Source organism: Mammaliicoccus sp. C-M13, assembly GCF_022386845.1.
Lineage (GTDB): Bacteria > Bacillota > Bacilli > Staphylococcales > Staphylococcaceae > Mammaliicoccus > Mammaliicoccus lentus.
The window spans coordinates 1-1519 of the sequence record NZ_JAJNHQ010000030.1 but is presented as its reverse complement, the minus strand read 5'-3'; the positions used below and the strand labels follow the sequence as shown (position 1 = coordinate 1519).

Here is a 1519-nt window from a genome sequence, read left to right as displayed (position 1 = left end):
CTCAGACTGTGGACAAACTGAACTTAAATTTATAAGTTCAGTTTGTTTTTTTGTATAGATTAATAATTTCCACTAAAATCATGATTAAACTACGTTTAATCTAGGCTATTTGTGGCTCTTTTACTAGCCACATTGCCAACTTTTTAAGATTCATGGCAGCACAAATAAGCGTGGTGTCCATGGAAACTTTTTTAATACCTCTATATCTTGTCCATCTCATACCATGCTGTTCTTTTGCATCACCAAATCGTCTTTCTACTGTTTGGCTTCTTAGTTTATATGCTTTTTTAATAGTATCTACAAATCGTAAATCTTCGATTATATCTAAATCGTCTTGCCAAACATGTCTTCGAATTTCTCTAGTATAGTTTCTGTTTTCTGTACATTCATTTAATAGTGGACATGTTTTACATATAGTAGGATCAGATTTGTATAATCTATGCCCTGTCGGCATAGTTCTCTTAAAAGTAAGTAATTCATCATTTGGACATATGTAACTATCGTAATATTCATCATAAATAAACTCTTTGGATTTAAATATGCCTGGCTTTCCTTTTGGTCTTGTATATGGCATTGCAGGTACAATCGATTTCTCAAGTAAATAATGCGCATTGAATGGAGTTTTGTATCCAGAGTCTACTGCTAATGTGATTGGCAACATATTTTTTGCTTCTAATCTTTCAACCATAGGTTTCAACTGTGTACTATCGTGAACATTTCCAGGTGTAACATGTTGATCAATTATAAAACCATTTTTATCTACACAACTATGTAAGCTATACGCAAATTGTTTCTCTCTTTCACCTTTAACATAGTAGCCAGCTTCTTGGTCAGTAGTACTGACTTTCTTATTTTTATATTCCTCCTTTTTCTTATTTTTTATGGGCTTTTTTCCTTGTGCTAACCTCTGTTGATTAATTTCATTATTAAGTTCTTCTTGGAAGTGTAATGTATCTTTTTTAACAACTCGGTTAATATATTTATTTTTGTTCGCATTAGCTTTTATATGTGTTGAATCAATGAATAACGTTGAGTGATCAATTAAATTATTCTTAATCGCAATTTGTAATATTCTTTCGAATATTTGTTCAAACAAGTCAGTATCATGGAACCGTCTTGTATAATTTTTACTGAATGTACCATAATGAGGGACTTTATCAAGAAAGCTAAACCCTAAATACCAACGGTAAGCTACGTTAGTCTCAATTTCTTTAATAGTTTGTCTCATTGATTTTATGCCAAATAGTCTTTGAATAAGTAAAATCTTAACTAAGATAACTGGATCAATAGAAGGACGTCCGTTATCTAAACAGTATTTATCTTCAACAAGTTCATAAACGAAGTTTAAATCTAATACCTTATCTACTTTTCTCAACAAATGATCTTTAGGGACCAATTCTGAAACAGAAATCATTTCATATTGGTCACGTTTATCTTCAGCTTTATTTAACATAGAATCAACTCCTAAATAAAATTTCATCTATATTATAAAATAGTTTGTTAATATTTGGTATTTTTT

General features: G+C 30.3%; 1 protein-coding gene. It reads right to left on the bottom strand.

The window, feature by feature from the left end:
* Window positions 1-100: 100 nt before the first annotated feature.
* A complete protein-coding gene (locus LQ615_RS13285; protein ID WP_064211822.1) occupies window positions 101-1453 on the bottom strand; it encodes an IS1182 family transposase in 1353 nt (450 codons plus the stop codon).
* Window positions 1454-1519: the final 66 nt, after the last annotated feature.